Annotated in this window: 19 protein-coding genes and 1 pseudogene; 6 read left to right on the forward strand and 14 right to left on the reverse strand. The window is 32.9% G+C overall.

The features are described 5' to 3' along the window. Positions 1-244: 244 nt before the first annotated feature. Together HNP25_RS19965 and HNP25_RS19970 are read right to left on the reverse strand one after the other, a co-directional pair. Entirely contained in the window at positions 245-1,294 is a 1,050-nt protein-coding gene (locus HNP25_RS19965) for a hypothetical protein (RefSeq protein WP_184137232.1), read from the reverse strand. Between the two features lie 15 nt (positions 1,295-1,309). Next, positions 1,310-1,687 carry a nuclear transport factor 2 family protein gene (locus tag HNP25_RS19970; RefSeq protein WP_221432523.1) on the reverse strand — a complete coding sequence of 126 codons (378 nt, stop codon included), beginning with the start codon at positions 1,685-1,687 and terminating at the stop codon, positions 1,310-1,312. 167 nt (positions 1,688-1,854) lie between these two features. Between HNP25_RS19970 and frr the strand changes: the two are divergent. Continuing rightward, positions 1,855-2,298 (forward strand): annotated as a pseudogene (gene frr, locus HNP25_RS19975) (ribosome recycling factor); the annotation flags it as partial. A gap of 345 nt (positions 2,299-2,643) precedes the next feature. On the opposite strand, the gene HNP25_RS19980 reads toward frr, so the two are convergent. The 8 genes from HNP25_RS19980 to HNP25_RS20015 form a co-directional block, all read right to left on the reverse strand. After that, positions 2,644-2,814 (reverse strand): hypothetical protein, encoded by a 171-nt coding sequence (locus HNP25_RS19980; protein WP_184137238.1) that lies wholly within the window; start codon positions 2,812-2,814, stop codon positions 2,644-2,646. A gap of 131 nt (positions 2,815-2,945) precedes the next feature. Next, positions 2,946-3,626 (reverse strand): ABC transporter ATP-binding protein, encoded by a 681-nt coding sequence (locus HNP25_RS19985; protein WP_184137240.1) that lies wholly within the window; start codon positions 3,624-3,626, stop codon positions 2,946-2,948. Continuing rightward, the gene (locus HNP25_RS19990; RefSeq protein WP_184137242.1) at positions 3,623-4,540 is read right to left on the reverse strand and encodes an ABC transporter permease; all 918 of its coding nucleotides are present in this window, start codon (positions 4,538-4,540) and stop codon (positions 3,623-3,625) included. Before HNP25_RS19990 ends, HNP25_RS19985 begins: the two co-directional genes overlap by 4 nt. A gap of 271 nt (positions 4,541-4,811) precedes the next feature. After that, the gene (locus tag HNP25_RS21885) at positions 4,812-5,087 is read right to left on the reverse strand and encodes a DUF1016 N-terminal domain-containing protein (RefSeq protein WP_310587187.1); all 276 of its coding nucleotides are present in this window, start codon (positions 5,085-5,087) and stop codon (positions 4,812-4,814) included. Positions 5,088-5,318: 231 nt separating this feature from the next. Beyond that, a complete protein-coding gene (locus HNP25_RS20000; RefSeq protein WP_184137243.1) occupies positions 5,319-5,888 on the reverse strand; it encodes a hypothetical protein in 570 nt (189 codons plus the stop codon). Positions 5,889-6,199: 311 nt separating this feature from the next. Beyond that, entirely contained in the window at positions 6,200-6,631 is a 432-nt protein-coding gene (locus tag HNP25_RS20005; protein WP_184137245.1) for a hypothetical protein, read from the reverse strand. A 157-nt stretch (positions 6,632-6,788) separates the two neighbouring features. After that, the gene (locus tag HNP25_RS20010) at positions 6,789-8,033 is read right to left on the reverse strand and encodes a DUF4407 domain-containing protein (protein WP_184137247.1); all 1,245 of its coding nucleotides are present in this window, start codon (positions 8,031-8,033) and stop codon (positions 6,789-6,791) included. A 572-nt stretch (positions 8,034-8,605) separates the two neighbouring features. Next, positions 8,606-9,550, reverse strand: coding sequence for a patatin-like phospholipase family protein (locus HNP25_RS20015; RefSeq protein WP_184137249.1), 945 nt, complete (start codon positions 9,548-9,550; stop codon positions 8,606-8,608). Between the two features lie 166 nt (positions 9,551-9,716). Between HNP25_RS20015 and HNP25_RS20020 the strand changes: the two genes are divergently transcribed. Then, entirely contained in the window at positions 9,717-10,691 is a 975-nt protein-coding gene (locus HNP25_RS20020; RefSeq protein WP_184137251.1) for a polyprenyl synthetase family protein, read from the forward strand. An 80-nt stretch (positions 10,692-10,771) separates the two neighbouring features. Here the strand turns inward: HNP25_RS20020 and HNP25_RS20025 are convergent, their stop codons facing one another. From HNP25_RS20025 to HNP25_RS20040, 4 genes are all read right to left on the reverse strand, one after another. Beyond that, positions 10,772-10,909, reverse strand: coding sequence for a hypothetical protein (locus tag HNP25_RS20025; RefSeq protein ID WP_184137253.1), 138 nt, complete (start codon positions 10,907-10,909; stop codon positions 10,772-10,774). Positions 10,910-11,055: 146 nt separating this feature from the next. Next, complete coding sequence (locus HNP25_RS20030; RefSeq protein WP_184137254.1) at positions 11,056-13,458, reverse strand: TonB-dependent receptor; 2,403 nt, start codon at positions 13,456-13,458, stop codon at positions 11,056-11,058. A gap of 60 nt (positions 13,459-13,518) precedes the next feature. After that, positions 13,519-14,787, reverse strand: a complete 1,269-nt coding sequence (gene porY, locus HNP25_RS20035) for a sensor histidine kinase (RefSeq protein WP_184137256.1) — start codon at positions 14,785-14,787, stop codon at positions 13,519-13,521. After that, positions 14,784-15,458, reverse strand: a complete 675-nt coding sequence (locus tag HNP25_RS20040) for a response regulator transcription factor (protein ID WP_184137258.1) — start codon at positions 15,456-15,458, stop codon at positions 14,784-14,786. The genes porY and HNP25_RS20040 overlap by 4 nt, the downstream gene beginning before the upstream one ends. A gap of 159 nt (positions 15,459-15,617) precedes the next feature. Here HNP25_RS20040 and HNP25_RS20045 point away from each other — a divergent pair, with 159 nt between their 5' ends. From HNP25_RS20045 to HNP25_RS20060, 4 genes are all read left to right on the forward strand, one after another. Next, positions 15,618-16,034, forward strand: a complete 417-nt coding sequence (locus HNP25_RS20045; RefSeq protein ID WP_184137260.1) for an MbcA/ParS/Xre antitoxin family protein — start codon at positions 15,618-15,620, stop codon at positions 16,032-16,034. Then, positions 16,034-16,480, forward strand: a complete 447-nt coding sequence (locus HNP25_RS20050) for an RES family NAD+ phosphorylase (RefSeq protein ID WP_184137262.1) — start codon at positions 16,034-16,036, stop codon at positions 16,478-16,480. The genes HNP25_RS20045 and HNP25_RS20050 overlap by 1 nt, the downstream gene beginning before the upstream one ends. Before the next feature lie 154 nt (positions 16,481-16,634). Continuing rightward, complete coding sequence (locus tag HNP25_RS20055; protein ID WP_184137264.1) at positions 16,635-17,825, forward strand: trans-sulfuration enzyme family protein; 1,191 nt, start codon at positions 16,635-16,637, stop codon at positions 17,823-17,825. A 111-nt stretch (positions 17,826-17,936) separates the two neighbouring features. Then, the gene (locus tag HNP25_RS20060) at positions 17,937-19,025 is read left to right on the forward strand and encodes a complex I subunit 1/NuoH family protein (protein WP_184137266.1); all 1,089 of its coding nucleotides are present in this window, start codon (positions 17,937-17,939) and stop codon (positions 19,023-19,025) included. Positions 19,026-19,123: the final 98 nt, after the last annotated feature.

Raw genomic sequence — 19,123 nt, forward strand, 5'->3', positions numbered from 1 at the left:
CGATAAAGAAAGCATTAAAAGTAGAAGGAAATTGGCAGGTTGGAATGACCAATATCTAATCGAAATGCTCTTTAATATTTAAATGCGTTTAACCTGTAATTTATTGTAAAAGTGGTTGCTCATAAAATTTCTGCTAACGTTTTGCCATTACCCGAAGTTGCGGCTTGGTAACCGAGCCACAAAACTAAAATAGGAAAAAATGAGGAACAACTTACCGAAAAACAGCAATCTCGCCAAACGCCTGTTACCTGCCGTTTTGTTTTTCAAGTAGTATATCTTCCATCGTTATTTTTCCTTCTTTAAAGAGTCGTGATTTGTATTCAATTTTTAATTTATCTAAAAGTCTTGCCATATTAAAACCCACAGCATATGAATATGTTGTTTTTGCTGTTTTGTAAAGCCATTTGTCTTTTGTTATGTTGTAATTGCGAAATTTTTCAAATGATTTGAAAGAGGTGTCAGACTTTAATAATTTATAATCAGGTCGTTTTGCAGCATAGAGTTTGTAAAGCGAATATTCAATGTATCGTGCTGTGCCTTCCATTGTTTCGTAGCATTTTTCATACTTGGAAATGTCAAATTTCATTTTCTCCAATACTGTTTTTCTTCGTTGAATTCTTAAAGTAAAAAAATCTTTTATGATGTTTGCGATTTTTATACTGTCTGTTTCAGTAATAGCATTTAGCAGCAATTCATTTTCCTTGTCAATTGAGTTTTTAAACCAAGTATTGTTTTTGTAAATTGCTGTTAAACTGTCTGGCTGAATTTGTACAATTTCTTTTTCGTAGTAATCTATGTAAGGTTTATGTTTGTACTGATATCCATGAAAGTATTCATGCATAATCATTGTAGTCCATTCTTCCGTTGAAAGAACATTCGGAATTGTTTTAGAGGTTTCTTCATAACTACTACACATCATAAAGGGTGAATGATAATTATAATCGTCAGTCGGGTCGCCTAATGTCATGCCTGTTTCCATATGAAATGGTAAACTGTCCACTCTGCTATTCGTTTTGTAAATTTTTATGAGTTGGTTTTGAAAAACTAAGCCTGATTTGAATGTTTTCAAGAATTTTTCTGTCGGATTAGCAATGTAAGAACTTGTATCAGTGAAATAAACAAGTGGCAAGTCATATTCCTTTTCGTTAAAAGTTGCCCAAGTTTTTTTAGCTACCGTTTGTTTTAAATTATATACAAAGTCGATTCTATCAAATATTTTTTGCTCTTTACCATTGTCTTTGTTCTTGCAGGAAAAAACGAGTAGCGTCAATATTATAAATAATGTTTTGTTCATTGTTACCTGCCGTTTTTATTTCTCTTCAAAGTTGTCATAATAGGTTAAGTCCTTTGTTATTTTTCCATTCTTAATTTCAAAAATTGTACAGATGGGCAATGTGAATTTAGAACCGTCTGGAGCTGTTCCTGATGACTCAAACTCAACAATTACGTTGTTGCCTGAATGATACATATTTATTACGTTGTCGTGTACATCAGGAATCATTTGATTGAGTTCACTGTACTTTTTTACAATGTCAGCTTTTGTCATTTTTACATTTTTAAATCCATAAGCTGGGTCTTTCATTTCAGGCTGTTCGATATACATTTCAGCCATTTTTTGCCATTCGTGGTTGTTAAAATGTTTGAAATACTGCTCAATAATTATCTTGTTTGTTGCTGAATTATCCATACTAACTGAATTTTGTTTTGAATTGTTACAAGAAAAAAGAGTAACCAATAAAAGTGCAAAAAAAGTAAATCGTATCATATCTTATTGTTTCTGTGATTAATAGTACAAAGGTAAGTATGTTATTAAATGTTCCACTTTGCAAATGATAATTTCGTTCCTCTTACTTCAATTTTATTCAAGTAGATTATTATGGCATGATGACTCCGCTTTCAGGAGCGGCATCAATCAATACGCCTGATGCTCGTACAATTGTAGTAAAGCCTTTCGAGAAAAAAATGATTGCTGAATGTGAAAAAGCAATTCGTAACTCAAATATTGGTTTAACGCCGATGAACGATGGCGAAATTATCCGTTTAAATATTCCTCCACTTACCGAAGAACGTCGTCGTGACTTAGTAAAAAGAGTAAAAGCGGAAATTGAAACGGCAAAAATTAATGTAAGAAACGTTCGTCAAGATGCGAACAGTTCGATTAAAAAATTGAAAAATGATGGCGTTTCTGAAGATGCTGTAAAAGCAGGAGAGGAGCGTATTCAAAAAATGACAGATGCTTATATCGTAAAAGTTGATGCAGCTTTTGCTGATAAAGAAAAAGATATAATGTCGGTGTAAATAAAGAATTTTGAGTGAAGAGTTTTGAATGCTGAATGGTAATTTTAGTATTCAGAACTCTTTTTTTGTGGGTGTTTTCGTGACGTGTATCTTCACATGTTACTCTGAATTACTATCACAATGACGTAGTGTTTTTATGAAATATTAATTTTTATGATGACAATAATCATGTAGTTGCAGTCAGAGACTGCATTTATTTGTAGGTCTAAGTGAAAAACACTTAGACCAGCGAGGGGTCGTAGGAACGCTTCGCTTAACATACGACCAGTTTGAGAACTAGTTAGGATAAGCTATGAGGTACTGTCTGAAAAAACTAATTTTTGAATATAATTATTTTTATATTTGCTACTCTTGAAGGAGAAGTTCTTGAACTTCATCCAGTGTAGCCTCGTTCATCGAGGCTACTTTATTTGGATTATACTTTTCATTCTTTTTCCAAGTATAAAGTCCTGTATAGTCTCCCTTTAGCCCAAAGTCATAAGAAATCCAGATTGCTTTTCTATTTGTTGCCCTCATCCTGTTCAAGACTGCGTCTTGGACGTTTATTTTAATTTAGTTTAAAACTGAATTAAAGTTTAGCACAAGTGACGCTTTGCTTAACACTTGCACTAGTTGGGGCAACAGTTACAGGTGTTACCAGCCGTTATTTATATTAGTCTTAAATTTTCAATTTTACTCCCAATTGTCATTTGTTTCATTTCCATTTCTAGTACAGGAAAGTCTGTTTTTTGAACAGATTTGATGAAACTTCCCTTGTTTAGCAAATGTATTTCATCGCAAGTGTCGCTCAATGTCGAGAAAATGTGCGATGAAATAATTATTGTTTTGTCAAGTGATTTTAGCTTATGAATAATTTCCGTGATAATAATGTTGCTTTGTATGTCCACTCCATTAAATGGTTCGTCAAGTATAAAATAGTCGTTGTTTTGCAAAAGAATAGCTGTCAATGCCAATTTCTTTTTCATTCCTGTTGAATATGTTGAAGCATATTGTTCTAAGGGCAAGTCAAAAATGTTTCTTTCTTGAATGTCTGCTATTTTTATTTTCCTTGCATTGCATAGCAACTGAATATATTCCTTGCCAGTAATTTTTTGAAAAAAGAAAGGTTCAGTCAGCAGTAAACCAAGCTGATGTTTAATTGGCGTAGAGTTTGAACTTATTTTACCTTCGTATTCTTCCAAGTCTGCAATGCACCTAAATAAAGTCGTTTTCCCTGCACCATTTTCGCCAACAATACCATATACTTTTCCTTTGTCAAATTGTATATTGATGTTTTTCAGAACTTCATTTGTTCCGTATTTCTTTGATAAATTTTGTATTGCTATCATTTCAACAAGCTACTAAGACGGTTTTCAGATTTTTTAAAAAGGTAAGGAATTAGAATAACAAGTATAGGTGGAAACCAAATACAAAGAGCTAAGAGAATACCTTGTGTAATATTCATTTCGTCAGGATATGCAGAGTATTTACTGAGGATTACGTTGATTAGAAAGCCCCAACCAATTAAAAAGAAAAGTGAAAGTATGCCGATATATTCAGGATGGAACATTGAAATAACAATTGCTATTGGGAAAGCAAGTGAAGAAGAAAAATGGATTGCTGTTATTATTTTGTTAAACAAAAATTCCTTTGGTTTTACGTTGTATGTCCAAACGTAATATTCGTTTTCTGGTTTTGAGTAATAACTCAATGTAGTTGCAAACACAAGCAACATAGCGAATACACCAAGATTAAAATTGTTTACAGAAACAGCAATAATAGTCAAAGCGTATGCTACAAAAATCAAAAAAAATGTGTTTCTAAAACCTGTCGTAAATTCAAAAGGCTTTTTTGAAAATGGCGTCCAAATTGTAAAATTGAATGTTGTCCGAAAATTCACTAGTGCTAAAAACGTTGTCAATGTCAATAATAAACCTACGTGAATAAAGAGTTGCTTATAAAGTAGAAATGCAAGAAACGGAATTGAACAAATTAGATTTTCTGTAATCCTTATTTTTTTCAGTTGTCTGTCGCCAAAACAGATTTTTAAAAATTCGGTTCTTCGGGTTTCTGAAAGTTTGCCGATAAGTGTCAAAGCAGAAAGCAGAAAAATGTATTCTGCAAATTCTGTCTTGCTAAATAAGTAAATTGAAAGTCCCACAAACCCAACTGTCAAAATGAGATACACAAGTATTGGTTCAAATCCTGCGTCTTTAAATCTGCGATTTATCATTCTATATTGAAGTGCAAAATACTCTTTCATTTTATTGTTTTGGGTTCGCTCTATAATGGCTGGTAACGTTTTGCCGCTTTGCGAAGGCGGGGATTTTCAGCACTAAACTTCATTGGATGCACAAAGCTTGAATTTAGCAATTCATTGTCATAGAAGCAAGAAACCCCCGCTTTTGCAAAACAGCAAAAGTTACCAGTTGGGCTTCTTCTATGCAAGCATTATGTCCCCAAGGCAAAACTGCTACGGCTTGTAGCAGTTTTTGGTCTGCTTGATAGTAACGCTCATAAAACCGCTTCATATCCTATAAATTACGAGGCGAAAGCCCCATATCTGGAAATTGATTCTTGAGGTCAATAGATAATTGTTTCACAACGCCACTGCCGTAGCCTTCTTCTAAATGTTTTTCAAAAAGGAGTTTGTCCAAATTCCAATACACAGAATTAGTGCTACTGTTTACCTGTTTTGCAATCAGGGTTCGGGCAGTCTTGATTTGACTGATTGCCTGATGTAAAATCTCGGTATAATCAGAATCGTTGATATTTGTTTGAGCTTTGTTGGTTATGTCTAAAATTCTGATTTTCTTTACTACAACTTAATCAAAAAAGCTCATTTTACGTGAGATAGTTTTGATAATTGAAGCGTTGCTTAGGCAGGTTTTGTTGGTCTTTGCGACCCCATGAAAACACCAATAATGATTGAAATATTTCATCATTCTCAACTCTTAATTAATATTTAGTATAGGCTTTTTATATTATTGCCCTCGACTACTTGTTAAACCAACCATTTGTTGGCTACTAATATTTTCTACTTACCAATCTTCTTCTCCTTCAATCCAAAATTCTAATAGACTTTCCTTGTCAATGTGAAAACAATATTTGTCTGCTAAGTAATCTAGACTTTCACTTGTTTCCATTGTTATCCAACCATAGTATCGGCTCAAACTACAAAAGCGTTGTGCTTTATATGTTGTATTGTTCACTTTTTCAAATCTCAGTATGTGTCTGTATGATTGAATTTTGTAATAATGTTCTTGTAATTCTATATAGTCGTTTTTGTCAAGGTGTCCCAAATAAACATCAATTGAATTTTCAGTCTTATCAATAATATAGTCTTTAGCTGTTATATGGTTTTCCATTATTTCCGTAACAATTTCAACTTCGTCTTGCAAGACTACAGATTTTAATATTTTTCTGAGGACGACCTTTGCATCTTCTGGATGTTCATAAAACTCAAAGCCTTTTGGAAGCTCTATTAATAGCTCCAATTTTGGGTATTTGCTTTTATCTTTCACAACATAAAAGCGTTCCTTTCCATTTTTTGTCATTTTGGAGATAAAAAAATGGGATTCTTTTTTTCTGTTGATATATTCTAAAAGCATTTTGGTATATCAAAATAATGTTTATTGGTTACGAAAAAATATTTGTAAAGAAGTGTATTGAACTACAAAAGCTACCGAGCTTTTTGTGATTAAAAAGGCTCTATAATCTTTTCCAATTTCAAATTCTTTCCAATTCACTTTTTCAGTAAAACACATTACTGAAAAGTATTTAAAACTCTTTTTTGTGCTTGTTTTTGCACTTACTGGTTCAAGCCTGTGGCTTGGACTTTTAAATTATTTCAGTTTCAAACTGAAATGATTTAAAAGTCCAAGTGACGCTTTGATTAACACTTGAACCAGTTAGGGGATTGTCAAACCCAACTGTCAATTAACCTCAATAAATTTTGAGCGTCGCTATTATTAGTAGCAGGTCGTGTTGCTGCATTATCGTCAACAGTTTTTTCTACAAATTGATTACTATAAGTGGCAAACTCAATTATAGCTGCGTTTGTCCCAGGTTTAGCAGAACGGTCAAAAGTCCTACAAGCACAAACACAAATATTACAATTTGCGTTAACCATTTCTTGTAAACGGTCGTGTACTAAATCATAAGTGTCGCCAGAACTTGTAACACCAATAAGTTTTCCCTTCTTTGAAAATATTGTTATAAAATCTCCACCGTTAACGCTAAAATTACTTCTAACTTGAACGTAGCCATTTGCTAAAAGTAAGTTGTGAAGAATTCTAATTGTTGTTGTCTTACCAGAATTTCCTTTGCCTCGTAAAGCAATAATTATACTCATATATTTTGTGATTTAAAATTTTAGGATTGGAGTCAAACCGCATAGGAGCCAAGAATTCGAAGCCGTTTTGCTCGTTTTAGTACTGAAGTTTATTAGAATTACCAATGCTCAATTTACCAATATTGCCCCCATTTTGGCAAACCCCTGTTGGCAGTAGTTATTTTTTGTCCACTAATTTACTTATTGTTTCTGTCAAAGAGTTTATTGATGTAAAGGTTTCTTTGGTAAAAGATGTATTAATTTTTAAGTCTTGATTTTCGGGAAATTTTAAGTCTAAACTCAGGAATTGCAACAGTATTTTTAAGTTTTCATCTTGTTTAGTTTCTGAATTGAATTTTTTAATAGCCAAAAAGGATAATATATATCTGTCAATTACAGTTTTGAATTTTAGAATATAAAAAGAGGTGTTTAAGCTGTTTTGGTATTGTTTAAGAAACCAAGCTCCCAAAAATTCAAAAAATAGAAACATTAATGAGGTTGCTGTTAAAACGTAAATATGATAAGTTTGAAATCCTGTTTTGTGAAAATCACTAACCCAATAAAATATCAAAGTCAAATGAATTATTATACCGAGTAGAATTATAAATATTCCTTGATGTAGTAAAGTTTGTGCTTTTTTATTGCTAATATTTGCTTGTTCTGTTAAGTTATTTCCCATATTTTGAAAATAGTTTTCAAATGTAAATTCTGACGAAATATCTTTACTTTCATTATTTTCTAACTCGTTCACAATTTTTAGCAATTTTTCTTTGTCTGTATCTGAATTTTCAATTTCTGTTTTAAGGCTTCTAAGTTTTTCTTGAACTTCAATTTCATTGTTAATTTTAGACCTTGATTGAAATAAATATAATTTCTCTTTTTGATAAACTAATTCATTGTATAAGTCCGTTGGTGTAATTATTCTCAAAATCAATGGTAATAGTTCTGTTAGCAGTACAAGAATGGTTATTAATAAACCAATTGTTGCCGTTGAAGAATTTTTTGATTTTAGTGATTGTAATGACACAAGCTTTTCAATAAGTGAGAAACCTTCTACGTTAGGATTAAATATTGCTAATTGAAGCAATTCAGAAACTATAAATGCGATAATTGCACTAATTATAATTCTCGGTGCAATTTGAAATATTTTCGTCCTAAAATTAGACGATATGCCTGTATTTAGCACTCTATCTATGTTAGTTAGAATTAAACTCCAAATTATCCCAAAGATAATTGCCAAGATATAAGAATAGAATATATAAAGTGACGCATAAAATCCAACAAAAAAATTTAAAACTAAATTTAGAAAAGATATTAATCCAATTGTTGTGTGTCGGTTTTGTTCAGATTGTGGTGTTTCTCGTACAATTGAAGTGTCCGAGCCTGCAAACCACCATAAAATTTGTTGTATAATGATATTCATTGTGTCGTTCGTTATAATTACTGCTAACTCGTAAATATACGCATGTTAGCGTTTTTTTCTAAAAATAATTAATTGTTACAAACAAAGCTATTATTAGCTCTGTACAATTTATAAGTTATTTGTTTTCAAATATTTATATTTGTAATTTTCAAAAATAGAGTTTTTTAACAATACAAAATAAGCATTGTACATTTTTGTATTGTTGGAGTTTTAACAAAACAAAATGCGAAGTGCAAAAACCATATTCTAACCATGTCGAAGTACTCCTAAAAAGCATCTCTTCTAAGCGGAATATGAGTGTTCCATTTAGTGAAGTGCCATTTTAATCTTTATACACACCACTTACATTTAGTGATATGTCATATCAATCTTTATACACGACACTTGCATTTAGTAATATGCCCATTGAATCTTTATACACGCCACTTTCATTTAGTGAAATGTCATTTCAATCTTTATACACGTCACTTACATTTAGTGATATGCCATTTCAATCTTTATACACGACGATTACATTTAGTGAAATGTCATTTTTTACTCCTCATTCACCACTCACCACTCACCACTCACAACTACTTCTTATATTCTCTCATTTCCTCCATTCCTTGTTCGTAGCCTAATAGTAGCATTCTTTTGATGTCGTCTCTATTGAATGCTTGAATGTCGATATTCAAATGGTGCTGTGGACGAATGATTTTTAGCTTTATTCTGGATTGACCTTTCAAAATGCCAAATTCACTTGGTGAACCATCTGCTGGTAAACATTCATTTCTAAACTCTGCCCAATCTAAATCTGCATTCAAACACTCGTTTACGGCAATATCCATTACTCTATCAACCAAAGCCAAAAGATTTCCATAAGGGAAGTATCCACCATCAATGTTGCGAGTATGGCAAGCCACACAAATGATTTCGGTAGCACCGTCTTGAATAGCTTTCTTTACGGGTGCAACATCACGCATACCTCCATCTAAAAATGCCATATTGTTTTGTCCACCGATATTCACAACGGGCATCAAGATTGGAATGGCTGAAGATGCCATGATATAGTCAAGGAAATGATCATAAGAAGGATTGGCATAGACGATATTTCCGTTGATTATATCGACAGCTCCAACTTTTAATTGAATGGGACTGGCATTTATATTCCTCATCGAAATATTATTATCCAGAATTTCTCTTAGTGGAGTAGTATCTAATAAACCTTCAAAGTTTCTACGGATGGCACTGAGTCCTAGTTCGTAAGTGCCACGTCTCAACGACAAACATTCTGGAGCGTAAATATTATTCACCCAAAAGTCATTCAAATCTTTCGTTGCCTGATTCAAATCAATATAGCCGTCGTTTTCTATACTTTGTCTGCCAAAACTATTGATTAAATAAGAGGCATTCATACTGCCTGCCGAAATACCATAGATAGCATCTGGAGAAAATCCTGTTTCAAAAACTGCTTTTACAACCCCTGCCTGATACGCACCTTTTACTGACCCACCCGCCAAAACTAAAATTTTACTCATGGTTAAATATTGTTTTATAGATACTCCGTCAACGTTAAGGATGAACAATTTTGTATAACGAACGATTCATCAATTAACGAACTAAAAAAATAATTTCAGGTTATTAATTCAAGCAATATACATTTTTTTAGAGAAAAGCGTAATTTGCAAACCATTTAAAAATCTTATGAATTTATCTATCAAAGAAATACAAGCTCCAATCCTTACTGAAATGAATGCCTTCGAAGGAAAGTTTAAGGAGTTTATGAAAACAAAGGTGATGCTCTTGGACACGATAATGAATTATATCGTCCAAAGAAAAGGGAAACAGTTACGTCCGATGTTTGTATTTTTATCGGCTGGTATTTGTGGTACAATCACCGAAAAAACATATCGTGGAGCTGCTTTAATCGAGTTATTGCACACTGCTTCTTTAGTGCATGACGACGTGGTGGACGATTCTAATTACCGTCGTGGGTTCTTCTCGGTAAATGCCCTTTGGAAAAACAAAATCGCTGTGTTGGTAGGAGATTATTTATTGACGAGAGGACTTTTACTCTCTGTTCAGCATAATGATTTTGAAAACCTGAAAATCATTTCTACCGCTTTTCAAGAGATAACCGAAGGAGAATTATTGCAGATAGAAAAAGCTCGTCGCTTAGACATTACCGAAGATGTTTACTTTGAAATTATCCGACAAAAAACGGCTACTTTAATTGCTGCTTGCTGTGCAGCTGGTGCGAGTTCTGTGGGTGCAGATGAAGAAACCGTTGCCAAAGCACATTCTTTCGGGGAAAAAGTAGGCATTGCTTTCCAAATTAAAGACGACCTTTTTGATTATGGAGATGCTGAAATCGGAAAACCATTAGGCATTGATATTAAAGAAAAGAAAATGACACTTCCATTGATTTACGCATTGAATAAAGCTAATTGGAGTACCAAGCGTAACATCATCAATATCATCAAAAATGAATCGGACAATCCTAAAAAAGTAGCAGAAGTAATTTCATTTGTAAAACAATCTGGCGGATTGGAATATGCTACCAAAGTAATGAAAAACATTGTTGAAGAAGCACAAAACATTCTTTCAACTTTCCCAGATTCTATCTATAAAAAATCTTTAGCAGGACTTGTTCAATTTACGATTGAACGAGCGAAGTAAACTTTGTTAGCTTTGATAATTTTTTAAATTTGTCAAAGCTAATTAATCAATCTGATTTAGAATATTATTTGGTTTTTGATTCATTTTTGAACAATAAACCAAACGAATCCTATCTCCGAGATAGGATTTTCCATCTTTTTGATAAGTTGTCCTATCTCTGAGATAGCTTGTTCCATCATTTTTATAGCTTGTCCTATTTCTGAGATAGGATTTCCCATCTTTTTAATAGGTCGTCCTATCTCCTAGATAGGTTTTTTCGTCTTTTAGATAGCTTCTTCCATCATTTTGATAGGTCATCCTATCTTTGAGATAGATTTTATTAGGACAAGACGTCGAGAAACAGGAGTTTAGTGATACCCACTTGCTAAAACTCTTTAGAAAACTTATTATCTAATAGTTTTTCCTTGAAAGCAGATTTGAAAGTATAAGCTAATGTCAGCATAACTGCCCTTGTATCAGCTTTTTGGCTACGATTGCTTGTAAATTCGTTGGTGAAATTTTTAGAACCACTCTTTAAAGTATTAAATACATCAACTACTACTAGACCTAATCTAGTATTCCCTTTGCCAAGCTTTTGTTGAAATCCTAAATCTACATTATACAAGGCTATCAATCTACCTTGAGGAGTAGTCGCTGCTGAATTATAATTGGCTATGATTTGTAATTTACCACCTTTACTTACCGCAAAATTATTAATTAACTTTCCATACCAGTTAAAAGAGCTTTGGATAGCATCACTTGACACATTACTTCCATTTAGTTTTTGTTGAAATAATGAAATGCTGGCATTCAAATCATAAAAATCTGTTGGTTTAGCTGTGAAGATATTCTCCAAGCCATAGCTATCTGAACTACCGATATTATTGGGTAAGTTAAGTACTGTACCATCATTTTGAGAGATAAAAAAGTTTCTAATCGTATTATTGGCATGTCTGTAAAATACATTTGATGAAAGTGAAATTTTGTCCCATTCTTTATTATAACTGATTTCTATTGCATCAATAATTTCAGGCTTTAAATTCGGATTGCCACTATGCGGATTCAAAGCATCTGTTATATCCACAAAAGGATTTAACTGCCCCAAACCCGGACGGTTAATTCTTTTACCATAACTAAGCTTCCAAAATTCATCAGCATTGATAAAGTAACTAATATTAGCCGTTGGAAAAAGCTTCAAATAATTGTTAGTGAAATGCGTACTGTTATTTTGCGTTTCGCCATTGTTATTTACTTGTTCGGCTCTGAGTCCAAGTTCATACTTTACTTTAGGTTGTTCTGCCGTTCCGAAATAGGAATGATAAAGGGCATAAACCGCATGAACTTGTTCGTTAAAATTAAAAATATTGCTAGAGGCAGAATTAATAACATAGCTATTTTCAACCTTATCAGCCATTTCAAAGTCAGTTTTAATACTACGAAAAATTCCTTTGTAACCAGTTTCTAGGATTCCTTTTTCAGAGATTGGTAAAGTATAATCAACCTTGGCATTTGAAATAATACCATTTTCGTAATTGTGTGTTCTTTGCCAGAAAATCGCTCCGATATTATTCGCATTTCCGTCGATATTTTGTGTTGAAATATCAGTATTTTCCTTTCCGTTTTCAATAGATGAAGTAATACTTGCTGATAATGCCTTTTGAGGATTATCGTATTTACGATTGTAATTCATGGCAAACTCTGCAACTTTTGAACGCTTATATTCCCATGAATGCCGATTATTACCAGTATTAAAATTGTTATTTTGTTTTAGAATAATACTATTCAAGAATTCATCATTGTCTTGTCCTTCAAGATTCCCGATGGCTTCAAAAGCGAAAGTGTTTTTTTCATTCGGTGCAAAATCTACATTTAATTTTAGGTTTTGTAAACGCTCTACTCTTTCATCATTTCTATCTTGATTGATGTAATATTTATCAGATAAATTGAAATTGGTTCGATTACTGGTAATATGTTTCGTTCTACCAGCAAAGCGATTATCATAACCTACGCCAACATTCCATTTGTCAGTTTTATGGTTAATCAGCAAAGCACTATTTGCTCTTTCTCTAGAACCCATTCCACCACCAATAGCGATGGCTCCATTCGTGCCATTTTGTGTATTTTTCTTGAGTTTAATATTGATAATTCCACTTTCCGCATTGGCATCATATTTTGCCGAAGCACTGTTAATGATTTCAATACTTTCAATACTACTTGCTGGAATTTGGTCGGTATTGGCAAGATTTGAATTTCTCCCATTAATTAAAATCGAAGGCGTTTTTCCTCTTAAAGTTATCACTCCTTCAGCATCAACCGATACGGTGGGCGTATTTTTCAAAAGGTCGGTCGCCGTTCCGCCCAATTGCGTAATATTGGTATTTGCATTGACGATGAAACCCTCGGTAGTTTTTTCTATGAGTTTCTTTTGAGAAGTAACTACGACTTCGTTCAAGAGTTTATCATCTGTGGATAACATCAAATCCTTTAAAAAATAAGGACTGTTTTGTTCGGATAAAGTAATGTTCTGAATGAATGTTTTGTAGCCAATCAGACTGACTTTCATCAAATAGTTTCCTAGATTGATGTTTTCAAAGGAAAAATGCCCTAAAGAATCTGAACTTGTGAAGTAAACGATTTTGGTAGCATCTGGAAGTTTAGATAAAGTAATAGTCGCAAATTCTATAGGTTCTTGATTGGCGGTTAAATTCCCAGCAATACTTCCTGATTTTTGAGCAAATGCTACGGAACTTAATATGCTAAAGCAAAATAATATAAGGATTTTCTTCATTGTTTTTTAATATTAATTTGAAGCAAAGATATTGGTCAAATTAGAAGAAATTTTGAGTTTTTAGAATGCTATAGAAAAAGTATGCAGCTTATTCTGAAAGGAGTAAGAAACAGTCCATTGATTCAAATCAGCAATGGCTTTGATAATGGATAAACCCAAGCCATTGCCTTGTGAAGAAGGATTTGATTTTGAAAAACGAGTAAATAATTTGTCATTATTCAAAGCCTCAGGAATGCCAGTATTCGTAAAAACTAAAGTATGATTACTGAGTGAAATGTGAATACTACCTTTATTGACGTTATGACGAATTGCATTTAAGAACAAATTACTCACTAAAATTTCTGTAAGGACAAAATTCGCCTTCACCATTACAGTGTCATCTATCTCTAACTTGATTTTAATATTTTTGGCAATAGCTTGTTCAGAAAAGAAATCAAGAGGCTTTTTAATCAATTCTGCTAAATTAAAATGGATGGTTTCATTGTATTGAGGAGTATTGATTTTTGAAAGTAGCAAGAGGTTTTTGTTCATACGATTTAATTTAGAAACCGTATCATTCATCGAACTCAGTATCTCAAATTGTTCATGAGTAACATCCGAAAGTTGCAAAAGTGTGTCTATTTTACCTTGAAAAACAGCCAAAGGCGTTTGTAATTCATGCGCAGCATTTTCTATAAATTCCTTTTGTGATTGATAAACTTGAATATTGGTACTGATGAGTTTTTTTAGGCTTTTATTCAATTGTTCAAATTCTTTGATGTTAGATTGTTGAAAAGTAGGAGCATCATGTTTTTCGAGATTGAATTGTTCTATTTTTTGTAAAGTATCATAAAAACTTTTCCATAAATACTTAGAAGTGAATTTGGCAAACATTAAAATAACAGCCAACAAAACGAACAAAATACCTAAATAAAAACGTCCGAGCGTAGCGATTAAATCTTCTGACTCAACCAAATTAAGCTGAATCATCAATACTGCTTTTTGATGTTGAATCTTGATTTTAGTGTATAAAATTCGATAGGGTTCCCATTCCGAAACCAAAGTATCATAGTTATTTTGCTCGATAATATGATTAAATTCTTTACTCGCTACAGTATCTGGCAAGATTTTAATATCTCTATTAAAACGATTCCATTGTTGAATGTCTTCAATTTTTAGATTGGGTAAATTGTAGGCGATGAATTCATCTTTTCTTTGGAAAATCGCTTCGTCAACATCTTCTTTATAAAGGTTATCCATTGCCCAATAAACAAATGGGTAGCTCGACAACAGAACAATTGTCGTGAAAATGCTATAAAAAAGTAAGGTTTTATGGAGTAACCCTTTCATGCTTCCCATTTATATCCTAAGCCATAAACTGATTTTACATAATCCTGACAGCCAGCTTCGTTTAATTTCTTTTTCAAATTTTTAATATGAGCATACACAAAATTGTGGTTATCGAGCATATCAGCCATGTCGCCAGAAAGATGTTCTGCTAAAGCACTTTTTGAAAGTACTTTTTTATGATTACCGATTAAATAAAGTAATAAATCAATTTCCTTTTTGGTAAAATCAATCTTTACATCATTGACGGATACTGTTTTGGCAAAAAAATCAATTTGAATTTCGTTGAATTTAATGATATTATTGCCATTAAAGTTTTTTCGTCTGACTAAAGAATGTATCCTTACCAGTAATTCAGATAAATGAAATGGTTTGGTCAGAAAATCATCAGCACCCAAGTTAAAACCTTCTAAACGAGTATCTAAAGATTCAATAGCAGAAATGATAATGATACCATCAGATTTATTTAAGCTTTTCAACGTTTTCAAAACTTCAAATCCATTGCCATCAGGCAACATTAAATCTAACAGAATACAGTCATATTCATAATTAGCAATTTTCTCTAAAGCCTCCTGAACTTTGTGCGTTACTTCACAGATAATATCGTTCGTTTTAAGATAGCTTTTGATGCTATTAGAAATCTCTTTTTCGTCCTCGATGAGTAATATTTTCATTTGATAAAGGTCACATTTAATTTTGAAGAAAAATTGAATTTTATCGTTTGCGTGCTTTACTTGTTAAATATCTTCGAATAGGGATAACAATTACAAGGATACTTCATTATATTTACTAGTGTTTATTTTAATTTGTCAAATTATAATCCCCTTAATACTATGGAATTAGAGCAATTAGATAGTTTAGATAACGGAGAGACTAAAGAAGTTAACTTAAATAAGGATATTACTAGGAATACAAGACATAATGTAAAAAGAATAGGAAATATCTCTAATATAAATAGTTATTCATCTCCAAGATTTAAAACTAATAAAAGTAGCATATCTGTTATTCCAGTTCAAAAGTTACGTGTTACCACAAACAATCGTTTATCACCAAGAAATACATTAGAACAATCAGCCTTATATGAACATGGATTATCAGTTTTTGGCGATTCTAGGAAATTTGAAAATTGGCTAAGAAAACCTAATGATGCTCTTGATGAAAAGATTCCTTTTGATTTATTAAATACAGCAGAGGGGATAAAAAAAGTAGATGACATTTTAGGTAGAATCGAACATGGAATTTTTTCATAATGAAAGTATTTAGGTTAACAAAATCAAAGTTTGCATCTGATTTATCGGGAGAAGGTTCAAAATTATATGGAGGTAGATGGAATCATAAAGGCATACCTTGTCTATATCTCGGTTCTTCAAGAGCAATGTGTGTTTTAGAATTTTCTGTACATGTAAAAAAAGAGGAAATACCTGATGATTTAGTTTTCGTTGAAGTTATTCTCCCTAAATGTGAAATATTCAAACTGACAAAAGAAAACTTACCCGAGGATTGGTTCAGTCAAAAGATTTCTATGGAGATTGGTTCTAACATATTAAAAGAAAACAAATATCTTGTTTTTCAAGTACCTTCTGCAATTATTCCAGACGAATTCAACTATGTATTGAATCCACTTCATTCTGACTTTTCAAAAGTAAAAATCAAAAGTACAGTCGCTTATCATCTTGATGAAAGAATAAAACAGTAAAACTGCTTGTAGTTGAATATAACAAGCCACAGTAATGGGTGTTTTTGGGAACAACGACAGCTTTTTTGTTTTATCTTTGCGATTCTTATCAAAACTAAACTAGTTTTATTTTTGATAAGTATTGAAATTTGAAATTCTTTTACTGCTGAATACGATGAAAAAACAGACTAAAGCTATCAGAATACAAGCAGAACGTTCACAAAACCGTGAGCATTCTGTTCCATTATATCTTACTTCAAGTTTTACTTTTGAAGATGCAGAGCAAGGACGTGCCATTTTTGCTGAGGAAATAGAAGGAAACATTTACTCTCGCTACATGAATCCAAACGTGGATGAATTTGTAGAGAAAATGTGTATGCTTGAAAATACTGAAGCTGGTATTGCCTTTGCTACAGGTATGGCTGCCAACTTTGCAGCGATGGCAGCATTATTAAAATCTGGCGACCATGTTGTTGCTTCAAAAGCACTTTTTGGTTCTTGTATTCAGATTTTAAGTAAAATTCTTCCTAAATGGGGAATTACAACTACTTTCGTTGATGGTCATGATCTTTCAGCATGGGAAGCAGCCATTCAAGAAAATACTAAATTTTTATTCTGCGAAAGTCCTTCAAATCCGGGTTTAGATTTAATTGACCTTGAAGCGATTTGTCAGTTAAAAGCAAAACATAATTTGATTTTAGCAGTGGATAACTGTTTTGCAACACCAATTATCCAAACACCAGCCGATTGGGGTGCAGATTTAGTAATTCACTCAGCTACAAAATACATCGACGGACAAGGAAGAGTATTAGGTGGAGTAGTTTGTGGTAGAGAAGAATTGGTGAAAGAAATTCGTTTCTTTTCACGTCATACAGGCCCATCAATGTCTCCATTTAATGCTTGGGTTTTATCAAAAAGTTTAGAGACTATCTATCTACGCATGGAGAAACACGCTGAAAATGCCTTGAAATTAGCACAAGCTTTAGAGAATAATCCAGCACTAAATTTTGTAAAATATCCATTCTTAGCTTCGCATCCACAATTTGAATTAGCGAAAAAGCAAATGAAAATGGGTGGTGCAATCCTTACTTTTGATGTAAAAGGAGGTTTTGAAATGGTAAACGAAATGTCGAAACACATTACGATTGCTTCTATTTCTCCGAACTTAGGTGATACCAGAACCATTATTACGCATCCAGCTTCAACAACGCACTCAAAATTAACGGCAGAGCAAAGAGCTGAAGTTGGTATTACAGATGGTTTAGTCAGAGTGGCAGTTGGTTTAGAAGCAGTAGAAGACTTAATTGAAGACTTTGAACAGGCTTTAGAAAAAGCAACAATTGCCCTTACTACTTTGGTAGGATAAATTTTACATGATTTGAAAATTTGAAGATTTGGAAATTTGAAAATGTAGTATCGTAAACATTTTCAAATTAACTCAATTCAAATTTTCAAATTCAAACAAGTATTTTCAAAAATGTATATAGCCTTACTGATTTGTTTGGGTTTAGTATTGACCAATGTTGTAATTGGTGTATATGCAGAACGGAAAGTATCAGCTTTCATGCAAGACCGCTTGGGACCCATGGAAGTTGGTAAATATGGTTTTCTACAAGTTTTTGCTGATTTAATAAAATTACTTCAAAAAGAAGACATTGTGCCTGCCTTGGCTAACAAGCGTCTTTTCCTGATTGCTCCTTGTATTATTTTCGTGGCCATTTTTGCTGGATTCGCCGTGTTGCCTTTAGGCCCAAGCGAATACCTTCAAGGTTCACAAGCAGAAGTAGGTTTGTTTTACTTATTGGCTGTGATTTCAATCGATATTATTGGTATTTTAATGGCTGGTTGGGCTTCAAACAATAAGTATTCATTGTTTGGTGCAATGCGTTCTGTGGCACAAATTGTTTCTTATGAAGTACCTTTGGGTTTGACTGTCATTTGTGTAGCGATGATTTCACAGAGTCTTAATCTGCAAGAAATTAGTTTGCAACAAGGAATTTATACTGAAGAAACCAATTACTTATTTGGCTTAAAATTTTTAGACATAGATGTTTCTAAAGTAGGAGGGTTTTTAACTTGGAATATTGTTCGAGTTCCCTTTTTCTTTCCCATTTATATTATTTTCTTTATTGCTACCTTGGCGGAATGTAACCGTGCACCTTTTGATTTACCCGAAGCAGAATCTGAATTAGTGGGAGGTTTCCACACAGAATATTCTGGTATGCGTTGGGCTTTAGTTTTTTTGTCTGAGTATGGCATGATGCTTTTAGTGAGTATTTTAGGAGCGATTCTTTTTTGGGGAAGTTGGAATACGCCTTTTCCAAATATTGGCTTTCTGAAATTAGCCGATTGGACTTCTGGCGAACCAAATACTTGGTCGGGTGCGATTTGGGGCTTTTTCTGGTTGATTGCAAAATCTTATGCAGGCGTATTTGTACAAATGTGGATTCGTTGGACTTTCCCTCGTTTACGTGTTGACCAATTGATGTATCTTACTTGGAAAGTACTTACGCCTTTTGCTATTCTTGGTATTTTTCTTTCAGCTATTTGGCGATTGTTGATGTAGATTTTGAGGAGACTTGAGGACTGAAAGAAGAAAGATAAAAGAAACAAGACGCAAGACAAAAGATTATTTTTTACAAAAAAACATTAGGCTCATAGCTC

The organism is Arcicella rosea, assembly GCF_014204325.1.
In the GTDB taxonomy this organism is placed as follows: Bacteria; Bacteroidota; Bacteroidia; order Cytophagales; family Spirosomataceae; genus Arcicella; species Arcicella rosea_A.